This window comes from Amycolatopsis eburnea, from assembly GCF_003937945.1.
Taxonomy (GTDB): Bacteria; Actinomycetota; Actinomycetes; order Mycobacteriales; family Pseudonocardiaceae; genus Amycolatopsis; species Amycolatopsis eburnea.
In genome coordinates, this window is the sequence record NZ_RSEC01000007.1 from 24124 (window position 1) to 38405 (window position 14282).

A 14282-nucleotide genomic window follows, 5' to 3' on the forward strand; every position below is an offset into this window, starting at 1 on the left:
CTCCTACAGCGTCAGTGCTGACCGGCCGTGCGGTGCGCGGCGTTCGCGACCGGCATCGCTGCCGCGCCGGCGATGACCGTCAGCACCCCGGCGATCCAGGACGTCCAGGAAGCGCCGTTGAACTCGGTGTACCCCATCACCCACGGCGCGATGAACAGCAGCACGCCGAGCGCGATCTGGATGCCTTCGCCGTAGACCATGCCCGGCATGGCCAGCGAGACCAAGCCGTCGAGTGCGATCAAGGCGCCCAGGACGACCATCGTCCACATCGCGGTCGAGTCCGTGCTCAGCCAAAGGGGTGAAAGAGCGGCGACCACCCCGATGACGACCTCGGCCCAGTCGTGCGGCCGGGCCCATGCGCGCGTAGAGACTTCACTCATTCGTGCTCACCTCCGTCGGTGAAACTGCTGGTCGGGTGGGTGTACCCACCGCCGATGATCCGCTTGACTGGCCAGCCGGTCAAGATAGCCCGGTCACAGTTCGAGGTGTAATCGTGCGGTCCGTCTCGTACCCTTGTGGACGCGAGTTACCGGCGAGTAATTTGTGCCGCCAACGCCACCCCGGAGGACTTCGATGACGCAGCTCGGCGAGATCCAGCAGGCCATCCTGAACGGCGAGTCCGCCGCGCTCGGCTCCTTGCCGGTCCCCGAGAGCTATCGCGGGGTGACCGTGCACGCGAGCGAGGTCGACATGTTCGAAGGCCTCGAGAGCCGGGACAAGGACCCGCGCAAGTCGCTGCACGTCGACGAGGTCGCCGTGCCGGAGCTGGGTCCCGGCGAGGCGCTGGTCGCGGTGATGGCGAGCGCGATCAACTACAACACCGTGTGGACCTCGATCTTCGAGCCGATCCCCACGTTCAAGTTCCTCAAGAAGTACGGCAAGCTCTCGCCGCTGGCCAAGCGGCACGACCTGCCGTACCACGTGGTCGGCTCGGACCTGTCCGGTGTCGTGCTGCGCACCGGCGTCGGCGTGCACAACTGGAAGCCCGGCGACGAGGTGGTCGCGCACTGCCTGAACGTCGAGCTCGAGGGCCCGGACGGGCACAACGACACGATGCTCGACACCGAGCAGCGGATCTGGGGCTTCGAGACGAACTTCGGCGGGCTCGCCGAGATCGCGCTGGTCAAGGCCAACCAGCTGATGCCGAAGCCGGACCACCTGACCTGGGAGGAAGCCGCCTCCCCCGGGCTGGTCAACTCCACCGCCTACCGGCAGCTGGTCTCGCGCAACGGCGCGGACATGAAGCAGGGCGACGTCGTCCTGATCTGGGGTGCTTCGGGCGGCCTCGGCTCCTACGCGACGCAGTACGCGCTGAACGGCGGCGCGATCCCGGTGTGCGTCGTGTCCAGCCCGGAGAAGGCCGCGATCTGCCGCAAGCTGGGCGCCGAGCTGATCATCGACCGCAGCGCCGAGGACTACAAGTTCTGGAAGAACGGCACCGAGCAGGACCCGAAGGAGTGGCAGCGGTTCGGCGCGAAGATCCGTGAGCTGACCGGCGGCGACGACCCGGACATCGTGTTCGAGCACCCGGGCCGCGAGACCTTCGGCGCGTCCGTCTACGCCGCGCGCAAGGGCGGCACGATCGTCACCTGCGCGTCGACCTCGGGGTACCTGCACCAGTACGACAACCGCTACCTGTGGATGAACCTGAAGCGGATCATCGGCTCCCACTTCGCGAACTACCGCGAGTCCTGGGAGGCGAACCGGCTGATCGCGAAAGGGCTGATCCACCCGACGCTGTCCAAGACCTACTCGCTCGAGGAGACCGGGCAGGCCGCGCTGGACGTGCACCGCAACGCGCACCAGGGCAAGGTCGGCGTGCTCGCGCTCGCCCCGCAGGAGGGTCTCGGCGTCCGGGACGAAGAGAAGCGCGCGAAGCACATCGACGGGATCAACGCCTTCCGCGGCGCCTGAAACCGGCCGTACGCAGGCGATCCCCGGGCCGGCGGTCGCCTGCGTGCGGCAAGATCCTCTCGCCGCACCACGCCGCTCGTTCGGCGCACCGCACGGGTGCTCACCCTTCCGTGACCCGGCTGCGACTACGGTAGGCCCATGAGCCTTGGCGATGAACGGGAGCTTGTGCCGCTGGGAGCCGGCTTCGACGTGGCGAAGCGCGGGTACAGCCGAGCACAGGTCGACGAGCACCTCGAACGGCTGGACGCCGACCTGAAGATGCTCACCGCGGACCGGGACGCCGCCATCGCGCAGGCCGGCGACCTCGCGCGCCAGCTGGAGATCGCGCGCGGCGAGATCGCGGACCTGCGCGGGCAGGTCGACCGGCTCGCCCAGCCGCCGACGAGCGTCGAAGGCCTCTCCGAGCGGCTGCAGCGCATGCTGCGCCTGGCGCAGGACGAGTCCGCCGACACGCGCGCCCGTGCCGAGGCCGAGGCCGGCCACATCCGGGCCAAGGCCGAGACGGACGCGAGCGCCATGCGCGCCCGCTACGAGCAGCTGCTCACCGAGCTCGACCTGCGGCGCAAGGAGATGGAAGCCGAGCACCGCAAGGTCCTCGAGGACGCCCGCGCGCAGGCCAAGAAGATCACCGACGAGGCCGAGGCCGAGCGCAAGCGGCTGGACACCGAGTCGCAGGACCGCCGCACGAAGGTCGAAGAGGACTTCGAGATCGCGATGGCCTCGCGCCGCACCGAGGCGATGCGGGTGCTGGCCGAGCAGGAGGCCGCGAGCAAGGCCGAGGCCGCGCGCCGCGTCCAGGAGGCGACGCAGGATGCAGCCGACATCCGCGCGAAGGTCCTCGAAGAGGAGAAGGCCGCGAAGGCCGACATCGACCGCCGTCAGCGCGAGTCGGTCGCGGAGGCGAACAAGCGCCGCCAGGACTCGATCACCGAGGCCAACGCCCGGCTCGCGGAGGCCGCCGACGAGGCGCGCCGCCGCGTGACGACGGCGACCGACGAGTCGAACCGGCGGATCACCCAGGCCAACGAGCGGGTCGACGCGCTGCGCAAGGTCCGCGGCGGGCTGGCCGAGCAGGTCCGCGCGGCGCGGGCGGTGCTGGCCGAGGCGCACACCGTCCTCGGCGACGAGATCAAGGTGCCCGCGGAGGTCACGGCCGACCTCAAGGCCGAGGACCTGAAGCCGGCCGGCACCGGCAAGACGAAGCCGGTCAGCGACGTCGAGGAGACGATCCGGATCAAGGCGTCCGACGTCCCGAAGCCGAAGCAGGCCCCCAAGCCCGCGCCGAAGCCGACTCCGCGGGCAAGCGGAGCGCAGAAAGCGACTGGCGAGTAACCTTCGACCCGACACGGGCGCGGACGAGCCTGCGCGGTCGCTGCCGACCGGTTATCGTCCCTGCTCACGCGGGATCACGTGGAGGTTTTGCGCATGGGTGCGGCATATCGGACCGTGGTGGTGGGCACGGACGGCTCGGAGTCTTCGTTCGCGGCGGTGGACCGCGCGGCGGCGGTGGCCGGCGACGCGGGCGCCACGCTCGTCATCGCGTGTGCGTACTACCCGGCCAGTCAGTCCGACGTCGAGAAGGCCCAGGACGCCCTCGGTGAAGAGGCGTACCAGGTCGTCGGCTCGGCCCCGGCCGAAGACACCCTGCAGTCCGCGCGGGACCGGGCGGCGCGCGCGGGTGCCGAGAAGATCGACACGATCGCGGTGAAGGGCGACCCGGTCGACTCGCTGCGCAAGGTGGTCAAGGAGCGCGAGGCCGACCTGCTGGTCGTCGGCAACCGCGGGCTGAACACGATCGCCGGCCGGATCCTGGGCTCGGTGCCCTCCGAGGTGGCGCGCAAGTCGGGCGTGGACGTGCTCATCGTCCACACGACCTGAGCCCCGTGACCGAACCGAGCGAGGAGCTTCAGCAGCGGCTCGAACGCGTCCTGCTCGGCGGCAGGCGGAAGTACACCCGGCTCGAAGTGGCCGAGAAGGCCGGCGTGCCCGAGGAACGGTCACGCCGGCTCTGGCGCGCGCTGGGCTTCGCGACGGTCCGCGACGACGAGGTCGTCTTCACCGACGCGGACGTCGAAGCCATGCGGACGGCCGACCAGCTGGTCGGCTCGGGGCTGATCGACCCCAGCATCGAGGTGTCGGTGACGCGCGCGCTCGGCCAGCACCTCTCGCGGCTGGCCGAGTGGCAGGTCGACATGCTGTGGGAGCTGATCCGGGAGCAGCCGGAGCTGGGCCGCAGCGAGCGCCAGGTGACCCGCCTGGTCGACCGGCTGCTGCCGGAGCTGGAGCAGGTGCAGAACTTCGTCTGGCGCCGCCACCTGGCGGCGTACGCCGGCCGGGCGTTCGCGGCGGCGGGCGACAACGTCGAGGCGCGCACCGAGGTCGTCGGCTTCGTCGACATGGTCGGCTACACGCGGCTGACCCGCCAGATCGACGAGGAGGAGCTGAGCCGCGTCCTCGACGCGTTCGAGACGCTGGCCACGGAGGTGATCGCCGAGCACCACGGCCGCGTGGTGAAGATGATCGGCGACGAGGTCCTGTTCGTCGCGGACTCGGCGGTCGACGCGGCCGAGATCGCCCTCGCCCTGACCGAACGCACGTCGGCGGACGACAGCCTCCCGGCGGTCCGCGCGGGCATGGCCTCCGGCCGCATCCTCTCCCGCTTCGGCGACGTCTACGGCTCGGTGGTCAACCTGGCGGCCCGCCTGACGTCGGTGGCCCGCCCGGGCACGATCCTGGTCGACCGCGAACTGGCCGCGGAGCTGGCGGACGAGAAGGCGTACGAGCTGCGCGTGCGCCGGCCGGTGACGGTCCGGGGCTACAACCGCCTGCGCCCGGCCGCCCTACGCCGCGCGAGCGAGGCCCCGTCCGGCATGTTCGCCAGCTCCCAGCAGCTGGCGGCGGAGATGCTGGGGCTGACGGACCCGAGCACCCGGGAACCGGCGCCGGAGGACACGCCACCCGAAGACGAGGTGACCGAGCCGAAGCCCCGGCGCCGGCGGCGCCGCGGCCGCTGATCAGGCGTCGAAGTCGACCGTGAGCTCCTCCGAGACCGGGTACGACTGGCACGTCAGCACGAACCCCGCCTCGACTTCGGCCTCCTCCAGCGCGAAGTTCCGCCGCAGGTCCACCTTGCCCTCCGTGACCCGCGCCCGGCACGTCCCGCACACCCCGCCCTTGCAGGCGAACGGCAGGTCGGGCCGGAACTTCTGGGCGCCGTCCAGCACCGACGACGAGCGCGGCAGCGTCATCGTCGACGAGCGGCCGTCCAGGACCACGCGGACCTCGGACGACTCCCCCGCCACGGCCGGGTCGGCGTGGGTCACCGGCTCGGGTGGGGTGTCGACGTAGAACAGCTCCTGGTGGATCCGCGACCGCGGCACGTCCAGTGACGTCAGCAGCTCCTGGGCACCGGAAACCATCTCGAACGGGCCGCACAGCCACCAGTGGTCGACCGAGTCCACCGGCACCAACGTCGCGAACAGCGCGCGCAGCTTCGGCACGTCCAGGCGGCCGGTGAACAGCTCCGCCTCGCGCGGCTCGCGGGAGAGCACGTGGATCAGCTCCAGGCGCGCGGGCGCGCGGTCCTTCAGGTCGGCCAGCTCGTCCGCGAACATCACCGTGTCCGTGCGGCGGTTGCCGTACAGCACCGTCACCGTCGCGTCCGGGGTGTCCAGCAGCGACGCCACGATCGACAGCACCGGCGTGATGCCCGAGCCCGCCGCGATCAGGACGTGGTGCCCACCCGACGACAGGTCCGGGGTGAACGAGCCGGTCGGCGTCGCCACCTCGATCGTGTCGCCCGGGCGGACCTCGTTGACCAGCCAGGACGAGAACAGGCCGTCCGGGACCAGGCGGACGCCCACCCGCGGGGCCGCGCCCGCCGGTGCGCAGATCGAGTACGACCGGCGCTCGTCGCGGCCGTCGACCGAACGCCGCAACGTCAGCGACTGGCCCGGTTTGAAGGCGAACTCCGAAGCCAGCGACGGGGGCACGTCGAACGTCACGGCGACCGCGTCGTCGCACAACCGCGAGACGCCCGCGACCTTCAGGGGATGGAACGCCACCTCAGATCTCCTTGACGTGCTCGAACGGCTCAGCGCACGAACGGCAGCGCCACAGGGCTTTGCACGCCGTCGCGCCGAAGCGGGACTGCTCTTCCGTGTCGCCGGAACCGCACAACGGGCAGGACACGCGCGTGACCGGCGCCGACAGCGTCAGCGGGATCGGGCCGGACCGGCGCGGGGCGGTACCCGGGGGCGAGATGCCCGCCGCGGCCAGCTTTTGCCGTCCGGCCGGAGAAATCCAGTCCGACGTCCACGCCGGCGACAGCTGCGTGCGGATCTCGACGTCCGCGAAGCCCGCCGACACCAGCGCGTGCTCCAGGTCGTCGCGCATGGTGTCCATCGCCGGGCAGCCGGTGTACGTCGGCGTGATCGCCACGACCACGCGGCCGTCCTCCTCGGCCACCGAGCGCAGCACGCCCAGGTCGGCCAGGGTCAGCATCGGCAGCTCGGGGTCGGTGACCGTGGCCGCGACGGCCGCCGCGGTCACCATTTCGCGTCCGGCATCGCCCGGGCGACGCTCTGCAGCTCCGCCAGCAGGAACCCCATCTGCTCGGTGTGGACGCCGTCGCGGCCCGTCCGGCCCGAAACGCCGGCCAGCTCACCGGCGGTCGGCAGCTCCAGCGTCGCCGCGGCCAGTGCCTGGTCCAGCACCACGTCGAACTCGGGCCGCAGCGAGGCCGCGTCCACGAGCTCCAGCGGGTGCGTGCGGAACAGCTCCCCGACGTACGGCCAGACCGCGTCCAGCCCCTCCTGCATCCGCTCGTGCGACAGCGGCGTGCCGTCGCCGAGGCGGACCAGCCACTGCGCCGCGTAGTCGCGGTGGTAGGTCAGTTCCTTGACGCCCTTGTCCGCGATCGCGGCCAGCACCGGGTCCGCCGACGACACCAGCCGCTGCAGCAGCGCCAGCCGCCACGTCGAAAACACGAACAGCCGCGCGATCAGGTGCCCGAAGTGGCCGCCGCCCAGCTCGGCGAGCCGGACGTTGCGGAACTCGTTCTCCGCGCGCAGGAAGGCGAGCGAGTCCTCCGTCCGCGAAGAACCTTCGGCCTTTCCCGCCCGGGCCAGCAGCAGCCGCGCCTGGCCGAGCAGGTCGAGGGCGATGTTGGCGATCGCGACCTCGTCCTCCAGCTCGGGCGCGTTGGTGCACCACTCCTGCAGCCGGTGGGAGAAGACCAGCGCGTCGTCGCCCAGCATCAGGCAGTAGGCGGCCAGCGCGGCACCGTCCACACCGGACGGGACCGCGGTGTCGACCCCGGACAGCGGGTCCTCGAAGCCGGTGCCGAACGCCCAGCGCGCGTCGTTCTCTTCGGTCAGCGACTCGTAGACGTTGTCGAAACTCATATGTGCGGCACCTCCTCCGGGATGTCGTAGAACGTCGGGTGCCGGTACACCTTGTCGCCGCTGGGCGCGAAGAACGGGTCCTTCTCGTCCGGCGACGACGCCGTGATGTCCGCCGCCTTCACCACCCAGATCGACACGCCTTCGTTGCGGCGGGTGTAGAGGTCGCGGGCGTGGTGCAGCGCCATCTCGTCGTCGGCCGCGTGCAGCGAGCCGACGTGCACGTGGTTCAGCCCGCGCTTGCCGCGGACGAACACCTCGTACAACGGCCAGTCGTGTTTCATCGCGACCCCTTCTTCTTCGCGTGCGCCACGGCGGCTTCCCGCACCCACGCGCCGTCTTCGTGCGCGCGACGCCGGTGCGCGATCCGCGAGGCGTTGCACGGGCCGTTGCCCTTGAGCACGTTCTTGAACTCGTCCCAGTCGACCGCGCCGAAGTCGTAGTGGCCGCGCTCGGCGTTCCACTTGAGGTCCGGGTCCGGGAACGTCACGCCCAGGGCCTCGGCCTGCGGCACCGACATGTCGACGAAGCGCTGCCGCAGCTCGTCGTTGGTGTGGCGCTTGACCTTCCACGCCATCGACTGCGCGGTGTTCGGCGAGTCGGCGTCCGGCGGGCCGAACATCATCAGCGACGGCCACCACCAGCGGTTCACGGCCTCCTGGACCATCTCACGTTGTTGCGAAGTCCCGCGCATCATCGTCATCAGCAGCTCGTAGCCCTGCCGCTGGTGGAAGGACTCCTCCTTGCAGATCCGGATCATCGCCCGCGCGTACGGCCCGTAGGACGAGCGGCACAGCGGCACCTGGTTGCAGATCGCCGCCCCGTCGACCAGCCAGCCGATCACGCCGACGTCGGCGAAGGTCAGCGTCGGGTAGTTGAAGATCGACGAGTACTTCTGCTTGCCCGTGATGAGCTTGTCGGTCAGGTCCGCGCGGTCCGCGCCGAGCGTCGCCGCCGCCGAGTACAGGTAGAGGCCGTGGCCGGCTTCGTCCTGCACCTTGGCCAGCAGGATCGCCTTGCGCCGCAACGACGGCGCCCGCGTGATCCAGTTGCCCTCCGGCTGCATGCCGATGATCTCCGAGTGCGCGTGCTGCGCGATCTGCCGGATCATCGTCTTGCGGTAGCCCTCGGGCACCCAGTCGCGCGGTTCGACGCGCTGGTCGCGTTCGATCGTCGCCTCGAAGTGCTCTTCGAGCGATGCCACAGCGGTCACGGCTGCTCCTTCGACACGAGGGTGAGGACGTCGTACTTGGCCACGGACTCGCCCTCGGCGTTGGTCACGTCGGCGTCCCAGCGGACCTCGCCGTACTCCTGGTCGATCCGCGGGGTGATCTGCTTGGCGGTCAGGGTCACCGTCAGCGAGTCGCCGACCTTCACCGGCGTGAGGAACCGCAGGTTCTCGAGGCCGTAGTTGGCCAGCACCGGGCCGGGCTCGGGCGAGACGAACAGGCCCGCGGCGAACGAGACGACCAGGTAGCCGTGCGCGACGATCCCGCCGAACAGCGGGTTCGCGGCGGCGGCCTCGGGGTCGGTGTGGGCGTAGAACGTGTCGCCGGTGAACTCGGCGAAGTGGTCGACGTCCTCCTGGGAGACCACCCGCGGCCCGGCGGTCACCGAGTCGCCGATGCGCAGCTCGGCCAGGGACTTGCGGAACGGGTGGACGTCGTCTTCGGTCCGCGGCGCGCCGGTCACCCAGCGGCCGGTCACCGCCGAGAGGACCGCGGGCGAGCCCTGCACGGCGGTGCGCTGCATGTGGTGCAGCACCCCGCGGATGCCGCCCATCTCCTCGCCGCCGCCCGCGCGGCCGGGGCCGCCGTGGACCAGCTGCGGCATCGGCGAACCGTGCCCGGTGGACTCCTTCGCGTCCTCGGCGTCGAGCACCAGCAGGCGGCCGTGGAACGGCGCCGCGCCCAGCACGACCTCGCGCACGAACTCCTTGTCCGCGCTGACCACGGACCCGGCCAGGCTGCCGCCGCCACGCGCGGCGAACTCGACGACCTGCTCGGCGGACGTGTACGGCAGCAGCGTCGAGACCGGGCCGAACGCCTCGACCTCGTGCGGCTCGGCGCGCTCCGGGTCGGCCTTGAGCAGCACCGGCGAGATGAACGCGCCGCGCTCGGCGTCGGCGTCGACCACGTCGACCTGCTCCGGGTCGCCGAAGACGACGCTGCCGGCGTCCAGCAGCGCCTTCAGCGACCGCCGGACCTCCTCGCGCTGCTCCAGGCTGGCCAGCGCGCCCATCCGGACACCTTCGGCGGTGGGGTTGCCGACGGTCACCTTCGCGAGCCGCTCCGAAGCCGCCGCGGCGACGTCGTCGAGCAGCGCGGCCGGCACGAACGCGCGGCGGATCGCGGTGCACTTCTGGCCCGCCTTGACCGTCATCTCCGTGGTCAGCTGCTTGACGAACAGGTCGAACTCGGTGGTGCCCTTGACCGCGTCCGGGCCGAGGATCGAGCAGTTCAGCGAGTCGGCCTCGGCGTTGAACCGGACGGCGTTGCGGATGATCGCCGGGTGCGCGCGCAGCTTCTGCGCCGTCGACGCCGAGCCGGTGAACGACACCAGGTCCTGCGCGGTGACGTGGTCGAGCAGGTCGCCGACGCTGCCGGCGACGAACTGCAGCGAGCCCTCCGGCAGGATGCCGGACTCGACGATCAGCTCGACCAGCCGCGCGGTCAGGTACGCCGTCGAGCTGGCCGGCTTGACCAGGCTCGGAACCCCGGCCAGGAACGCGGGCGCGAACTTCTCCAGCGGACCCCAGACGGGGAAGTTGAACGCGTTGATCTGCACCGCCACGCCCCGCAGCGGGGTCGCGATGTGCTGGGCGACGAACGTGCCCCCGCGCGAAAGCGGCTCGACGGCGCCCTCGACGTAGACCGTGTCGTTCGGCAGCTCGCGCTTGCCCTTCGAGCCGTAGCTGAACAGGACGCCGATGCCGCCGTCGATGTCGAACTTCGAGTCGCCCAGCGTGGCGCCGGTGCGCGCGGAGAGCGCGTACAGCTCTTCGCGGTGTTCGCGCAGGTGCGAGGCCAGCGCCTTCAGCAGGGCCGCGCGCTGGTGGAACGTCAGTTCGCGCAGCGCCGGGCCGCCGACGCGGCGGCCGTACGCCAGCGCGCCCGCGAAGTCGACGCCCTTCGACGAGATGCGGGCGACCTCCTCGCCCGTGGCGGCGTCGTGCAGCGGGACGCCCTCGTCCGCCGCCGTGTGCCACTCCCCGGAGACGTAGCTGCGCAGCAATGCCATCAGGTCCGACCTCTCCCGCCGAATTACCTACCGGACGTTCAGTAATTGCCACTGTAGCCGCTCGCCCCGGAGATCGGAAGGGGTGGCGCTTGACACGGCCCCGGCCACTGCCTTTACTGAGCGGCACCGCGAGGTGACCGTCCATTCGGTCAGTCTGGAGTGACAGCGCATGACCAACGCCGCGCACACCATGTTCGCCGCCGACGAGGCGTCGCGCGCGCTGGGCATCGAACTCGTCGAAGCGAGCGAAGGCCGGGCCGTCGCGACCATGACGATCACCCGCGAAATGGTCAACGGCCACGACATCGCGCACGGCGGGTACGTCTTCCTGCTCGCCGACACCGCGTTCGCCTGCGCCTGCAACACCCACGGCCCGGTCACGGTCGCCGCGGGCGCCGAAATCTCGTTCGTCGCGGCCGGCCGGCTCGGCGACCACCTGGTCGCCACGGCCACCGAGCGCACCCGCTACGGCCGCAACGGCATCTACGACGTCACCGTGCACCGGGAAACCCCCGCCGGGCCCGAGGTCGTCGCCGAATTCCGCGGCCGCAGCCGCGCCATCTCCGCGAAACGGGACTGACCATGATCGAGACGGACATCGGCGCGGACGAGCTGGCCGCCCTCCAGCTGGAGCGCCTGCAGTGGACGCTCCGGCACGCGTACGCGAACGTGCCCGCCTACACCCGCAAGTTCGACGAGGCCGGCGTCCACCCGGACGACTGCAAGGAACTGGCCGACCTGGCGAAGTTCCCCTTCACGACCAAGCAGGACCTGCGCGAGAACTACCCGTTCGGGATGTTCGCCGTGCCGCAGGACGAGATCCGCCGCATCCACGCCTCCAGCGGCACCACCGGCAAGGCCACCGTCGTCGGGTACACCGAGCAGGACATCGACACCTGGGCGACGGTGATGGCCCGGTCGATCCACGCGGCGGGCGGACGTCCGGGCCACAAGGTGCACGTCGCCTACGGCTACGGCCTGTTCACCGGCGGCCTCGGCGCGCACTACGGCGCCGAAAAGCTCGGCTGCACGGTGATCCCGGCGTCGGGCGGCATGACCGCGCGGCAGGTGCAGCTGATCACCGACTTCAAGCCCGAGATCATCATGGTCACGCCCTCGTACATGCTGACGCTGCTCGACGAGTTCGAGCGCCAGGGCGTCGATCCGAAGACCAGTTCGCTCAAGGTCGGCATCTTCGGCGCCGAGCCGTGGACCGAGCAGATGCGCGCGGAGATCGAGGAGCGGTTCGCGCTCGACGCCGTCGACATCTACGGATTGTCCGAGGTGATGGGGCCGGGCGTCGCGCAGGAGTGCGTCGAGACGAAGGACGGCCTGCACATCTGGGAGGACCACTTCTACCCCGAGGTCATCGACCCGTACTCCGAGGAGGTCCTGGGCAGCGGCGAAACCGGTGAGCTGCTGTTCACGTCGCTGACCAAGCAGGCGCTGCCGATCATCCGCTACCGCACCCGAGACCTCACCGCGTTGCGCCCCGGCACCGCCCGGCCGGCGTTCCGGCGGATGGACAAGGTCACCGGCCGCACCGACGACCTCATCATCCTGCGCGGGGTCAACGTCTTCCCGACGCAGATCGAGGAGATCGTGCTGCGGACGCCGGCGCTGAGCCCGCACTTCCAGCTGGTCCGGTCCACGCGCGGGCGCCTCGAACACCTGACGGTGCTGGTCGAGGCGCGCCACGACGCTTCCCCGGCGGACCGGGACGCGGCCGCCGCTTCGCTGGTCAGCGGCGTCAAGGACGGTGTCGGGGTCACCGTGTCGGTGGACGTCGTCGACCCGGACACCCTCGAGCGGTCGATGGGCAAGATGCGGCGCATCGTCGACCAGCGGGAGAAGCCGTGACCGCACCCCGCCGCGGGCGCCCGGGCTACGACCTCGAATCACTGCTGCGCGTGGCGGTCAAGCTGTTCAACGAGCGCGGCTACGACGGCACGAGCATGGAGGACCTCTCCCGCAAGCTCGGCATCACGAAATCGGCGATCTACCACCACGTGCCCAGCAAGGAGGAGCTGCTGCGGCTGTCGGTGGACCGGGCGCTGGACGGCCTGTTCGCCGTCGCCGCGGAGGCCACGGCGCTGGACGGCCGCGCGATCGACCGGCTGGAGCACCTCGTCCGCGGCAGCGTCCTGGTCCTCGCCGACCGGCTCCCGTTCGTCACGCTGCTGCTGCGCGTGCGGGGCAACACGAAGGTGGAGCGGGCGGCGCTGACCCGGCGGCGCGAGTTCGACCGCCTGGTGACGGACCTGGTGAAGCAGGCGGCGGCGGAGGGCGACATCCGCCCGGACGTCGATCCCGCCGTGACCGCCCGGCTCGTCTTCGGCATGGTCAACTCGCTGATCGAGTGGTACCGCCCCCGGCGGGGCTCCGCGGCGGAAGAGGTCGCGGACGCGGTGTGCAAGGTGGCGTTCGAAGGCCTGCGCACCGCGTCTTGAGCCCGGCCGCTCAGGCGCGGTCGTGGAGGGTGATCCGGTAGCCGTCGGGGTCGGCGAAGGTGAACGTCCGGCCGAAGGGGCCGTCGATCGGCGCGGCCACGATGGGGTGCCCGTCGGCGACCAGCGCGTCGTGGATGGCCTGGACGTCGGTGGCGTGCAGCCAGATCGCGGCCCCGATGCCCGGCTGCGCGACCGAGTCGAGGTCGGTGCCGGGAACGATGTCGCGGAGTGCGAAGGCGATCGGCTTCGTCTCGAAGACGACGGCGTGCGGCGGTCCGGCCGGCGAGCGGACGAGGCCGAGGTACTTCTCGTAGAACGCCTGGGAAGCGTCGAGGTCGCGCGCCTGCAGCGAGACGAAGTCGGGTCCGGTGACGGGCATGGTGTGACTCCTTCTTTCCGTGTCAGTCTTCTGACACGCCGAACTGTATGTCAGAATACTGACATGAGTCAAGACGGGGTCGACCTGAAGACGTCGCTGGGCTACCTGCTGAAGGAGGCGTCGAGCACGCTGCGCGCGGCGATGGAGGAGGTGCTGCGGCCGCTCGGGATGAGCGTGACGCACTACTCCTGCCTCGAACTGCTGGCGCAGCGCCCGGGCCTGTCGAACTCCGAGCTCGCGCGGGGTGCGTTCGTGACCCGGCAGACAATGAACGTGCTGCTCCAGGCCCTGGAACGAGACGGCTACGTGACCAGGCCCGCGGAAGCGCCCGTCGGGAAGGCCCTGCCCACCCGGCTCACGCCCCGCGGACGGCGGAGCCTGGAGAAGGCGACCGCGGCGGTCCGGGCCGTGGAGGTCAGGATGCTGGCCGGGATGACCGAGGCCGAGCAGGCGGCCGCGTTCCGGAGCCTGCAGAGCATGATCCGCTCCCTGCGCGACGGCGGCGCGTAGCCGTCACTCCCCCGCCGCCTGCGGCGGACGGCGCGCCTGCCAGAGCAGGGCCTCGCGCAGCTGCTCGATCAGCCGTTCGTCGTCCGCTTCGGACGGGTCGACCCCGAGCGGGATCCACTGCTCGGACACCTTCTCGCCCTCGTCGTAGCCGGTGATCACGATGCCGGAGTAGGACAGCGAGCCCTCGTCGGCGCAGTCGCCGTCCGGCAGCGGCTCTTCGGCCTCGACGCCGTCGTCGAAGCTGACGTGGCGATGCTGCAGGCGGACGCTGACCCAGCGTCCGGCCGGCCGGATCGGCGCGTCTTCTTCGGTCATCTGCTCCTGCCCCCGGTCGCGGGTCCCTGCCGTCTCGTCGCATCCGGACGCCGGGGAGTTACCAGCGGGTTG

Annotated in this window: 17 protein-coding genes; 8 read left to right on the plus strand and 9 right to left on the minus strand. The window is 71.0% G+C overall.

What is annotated here, in order from left to right; translation table 11 throughout:
* Window positions 1–11 precede the first annotated feature (11 nt).
* Window positions 12–380 carry an SPW repeat domain-containing protein gene (locus EIY87_RS00675; RefSeq protein WP_158641271.1) on the minus strand — a complete coding sequence of 123 codons (369 nt, stop codon included), beginning with the start codon at window positions 378–380 and terminating at the stop codon, window positions 12–14.
* 193 nt (window positions 381–573) lie between these two features.
* Between EIY87_RS00675 and ccrA the strand changes: the two genes are divergently transcribed.
* The 4 genes from ccrA to EIY87_RS00695 all read left to right on the plus strand — a co-directional run bounded on the left by ccrA (window position 574) and on the right by EIY87_RS00695 (window position 4928).
* A complete protein-coding gene (gene ccrA, locus EIY87_RS00680) occupies window positions 574–1914 on the plus strand; it encodes a crotonyl-CoA carboxylase/reductase (protein WP_125305664.1) in 1341 nt (446 codons plus the stop codon).
* A gap of 165 nt (window positions 1915–2079) precedes the next feature.
* On the plus strand, window positions 2080–3246 hold the full coding sequence (locus tag EIY87_RS00685; protein ID WP_125305727.1) for a coiled-coil domain-containing protein: 1167 nt from the start codon (window positions 2080–2082) through the stop codon (window positions 3244–3246).
* A 93-nt stretch (window positions 3247–3339) separates the two neighbouring features.
* Window positions 3340–3792, plus strand: coding sequence for a universal stress protein (locus EIY87_RS00690; protein ID WP_125305665.1), 453 nt, complete (start codon window positions 3340–3342; stop codon window positions 3790–3792).
* 5 nt (window positions 3793–3797) lie between these two features.
* Window positions 3798–4928 carry an adenylate/guanylate cyclase domain-containing protein gene (locus EIY87_RS00695; protein WP_125305666.1) on the plus strand — a complete coding sequence of 377 codons (1131 nt, stop codon included), beginning with the start codon at window positions 3798–3800 and terminating at the stop codon, window positions 4926–4928.
* Here the strand turns inward: EIY87_RS00695 and paaE are convergent, their stop codons facing one another.
* From paaE to paaZ, 6 genes are read right to left on the minus strand one after another with little or no spacing between them, the layout of a single operon-like run.
* Window positions 4929–5978 carry a 1,2-phenylacetyl-CoA epoxidase subunit PaaE gene (gene paaE / locus EIY87_RS00700; RefSeq protein WP_125305667.1) on the minus strand — a complete coding sequence of 350 codons (1050 nt, stop codon included), beginning with the start codon at window positions 5976–5978 and terminating at the stop codon, window positions 4929–4931.
* Window position 5979: 1 nt separating this feature from the next.
* Window positions 5980–6468, minus strand: coding sequence for a 1,2-phenylacetyl-CoA epoxidase subunit PaaD (gene paaD, locus EIY87_RS00705; protein ID WP_125305668.1), 489 nt, complete (start codon window positions 6466–6468; stop codon window positions 5980–5982).
* The gene (gene paaC / locus EIY87_RS00710; RefSeq protein ID WP_125305669.1) at window positions 6462–7319 is read right to left on the minus strand and encodes a 1,2-phenylacetyl-CoA epoxidase subunit PaaC; all 858 of its coding nucleotides are present in this window, start codon (window positions 7317–7319) and stop codon (window positions 6462–6464) included. Before paaC ends, paaD begins: the two co-directional genes overlap by 7 nt.
* Entirely contained in the window at window positions 7316–7600 is a 285-nt protein-coding gene (gene paaB / locus EIY87_RS00715; protein ID WP_125305670.1) for a 1,2-phenylacetyl-CoA epoxidase subunit PaaB, read from the minus strand. The genes paaC and paaB overlap by 4 nt, the downstream gene beginning before the upstream one ends.
* Complete coding sequence (paaA, locus tag EIY87_RS00720) at window positions 7597–8529, minus strand: 1,2-phenylacetyl-CoA epoxidase subunit PaaA (protein ID WP_125305671.1); 933 nt, start codon at window positions 8527–8529, stop codon at window positions 7597–7599. Before paaA ends, paaB begins: the two co-directional genes overlap by 4 nt.
* A complete protein-coding gene (gene paaZ, locus EIY87_RS00725; RefSeq protein ID WP_125305672.1) occupies window positions 8526–10556 on the minus strand; it encodes a phenylacetic acid degradation bifunctional protein PaaZ in 2031 nt (676 codons plus the stop codon). The genes paaA and paaZ overlap by 4 nt, the downstream gene beginning before the upstream one ends.
* Window positions 10557–10725: 169 nt before the next feature.
* Here paaZ and paaI point away from each other — a divergent pair, with 169 nt between their 5' ends.
* The 3 genes from paaI to EIY87_RS00740 are packed head-to-tail and all read left to right on the plus strand — an operon-like array spanning window position 10726 to window position 13006.
* Complete coding sequence (gene paaI / locus EIY87_RS00730) at window positions 10726–11136, plus strand: hydroxyphenylacetyl-CoA thioesterase PaaI (RefSeq protein ID WP_125305673.1); 411 nt, start codon at window positions 10726–10728, stop codon at window positions 11134–11136.
* A 2-nt stretch (window positions 11137–11138) separates the two neighbouring features.
* Complete coding sequence (gene paaK / locus EIY87_RS00735; protein ID WP_125305674.1) at window positions 11139–12416, plus strand: phenylacetate--CoA ligase PaaK; 1278 nt, start codon at window positions 11139–11141, stop codon at window positions 12414–12416.
* Window positions 12413–13006 carry a TetR/AcrR family transcriptional regulator gene (locus EIY87_RS00740; RefSeq protein ID WP_125305675.1) on the plus strand — a complete coding sequence of 198 codons (594 nt, stop codon included), beginning with the start codon at window positions 12413–12415 and terminating at the stop codon, window positions 13004–13006. Before paaK ends, EIY87_RS00740 begins: the two co-directional genes overlap by 4 nt.
* 10 nt (window positions 13007–13016) lie before the next feature.
* Here EIY87_RS00740 and EIY87_RS00745 read toward each other — a convergent pair whose 3' ends face one another.
* The gene (locus EIY87_RS00745; RefSeq protein ID WP_125305676.1) at window positions 13017–13385 is read right to left on the minus strand and encodes a VOC family protein; all 369 of its coding nucleotides are present in this window, start codon (window positions 13383–13385) and stop codon (window positions 13017–13019) included.
* A gap of 63 nt (window positions 13386–13448) precedes the next feature.
* Here EIY87_RS00745 and EIY87_RS00750 point away from each other — a divergent pair, with 63 nt between their 5' ends.
* A complete protein-coding gene (locus EIY87_RS00750) occupies window positions 13449–13895 on the plus strand; it encodes a MarR family winged helix-turn-helix transcriptional regulator (protein WP_125305677.1) in 447 nt (148 codons plus the stop codon).
* 3 nt (window positions 13896–13898) lie between these two features.
* On the opposite strand, the gene EIY87_RS00755 is transcribed toward EIY87_RS00750, so the two are convergent.
* Window positions 13899–14210 (minus strand): hypothetical protein, encoded by a 312-nt coding sequence (locus EIY87_RS00755; RefSeq protein WP_125305678.1) that lies wholly within the window; start codon window positions 14208–14210, stop codon window positions 13899–13901.
* Window positions 14211–14282 lie beyond the last annotated feature (72 nt).

Coding starts and splice junctions, on each gene's coding strand:
- EIY87_RS00675 (WP_158641271.1), bottom strand. CDS start 380: ATGAGTGAAGTCTCTACGCGCGCATGGGCCCGGCCGCACGACTGGGCC.
- ccrA (WP_125305664.1), top strand. CDS start 574: ATGACGCAGCTCGGCGAGATCCAGCAGGCCATCCTGAACGGCGAGTCC.
- EIY87_RS00690 (WP_125305665.1), top strand. CDS start 3,340: ATGGGTGCGGCATATCGGACCGTGGTGGTGGGCACGGACGGCTCGGAG.
- paaD (WP_125305668.1), bottom strand. CDS start 6,468: ATGGTGACCGCGGCGGCCGTCGCGGCCACGGTCACCGACCCCGAGCTG.
- paaC (WP_125305669.1), bottom strand. CDS start 7,319: ATGAGTTTCGACAACGTCTACGAGTCGCTGACCGAAGAGAACGACGCG.
- paaB (WP_125305670.1), bottom strand. CDS start 7,600: ATGAAACACGACTGGCCGTTGTACGAGGTGTTCGTCCGCGGCAAGCGC.
- paaZ (WP_125305672.1), bottom strand. CDS start 10,556: ATGGCATTGCTGCGCAGCTACGTCTCCGGGGAGTGGCACACGGCGGCG.
- paaI (WP_125305673.1), top strand. CDS start 10,726: ATGACCAACGCCGCGCACACCATGTTCGCCGCCGACGAGGCGTCGCGC.
- paaK (WP_125305674.1), top strand. CDS start 11,139: ATGATCGAGACGGACATCGGCGCGGACGAGCTGGCCGCCCTCCAGCTG.
- EIY87_RS00745 (WP_125305676.1), bottom strand. CDS start 13,385: ATGCCCGTCACCGGACCCGACTTCGTCTCGCTGCAGGCGCGCGACCTC.
- EIY87_RS00750 (WP_125305677.1), top strand. CDS start 13,449: ATGAGTCAAGACGGGGTCGACCTGAAGACGTCGCTGGGCTACCTGCTG.
- EIY87_RS00755 (WP_125305678.1), bottom strand. CDS start 14,210: ATGACCGAAGAAGACGCGCCGATCCGGCCGGCCGGACGCTGGGTCAGC.